The organism is Aquitalea sp. ASV11 (assembly GCF_016429185.1).
GTDB lineage: Bacteria > Pseudomonadota > Gammaproteobacteria > Burkholderiales > Chromobacteriaceae > Aquitalea > Aquitalea pelogenes.
The window spans coordinates 1-284 of sequence record NZ_JAELUD010000312.1 but is presented as its reverse complement, the minus strand read 5'-3'; the positions used below and the strand labels follow the sequence as shown (position 1 = coordinate 284).

The window sequence follows — 284 nt, the reverse complement described above, 5'->3', positions numbered from 1 at the left end:
CCGTGTTCAGCTTCCTCGATATCGACCTGCTGTCGGTGTTCCCGGACGTGGTCAACGAAATCGTCTGCACCAGCATCTACGCCGGTGACAAGGAAGGCGAAGTCCGCTTCGAACGCCACGACGGCGTACCGTTTACCGAAGTGGTGCGCCAGGCACTTGGCCTGAAGGAAGTGCACATCATCCAGACCGCCGGCGATGCCTACCAGCGCGAACGCGAACAATGGGATGACGGCAACAACGTGGTGGCCCTGGACCGCCGCGTGGTGGTGGCCACGACCGCAACA

Annotated in this window: 1 protein-coding gene; it reads left to right on the top strand. The window is 62.0% G+C overall.

From position 1 onward, the window contains the following. A partial coding sequence (locus tag JHD62_RS22330) for an arginine deiminase family protein (protein ID WP_233161173.1) occupies positions 1 to 284 on the top strand: 284 nt, incomplete at both ends.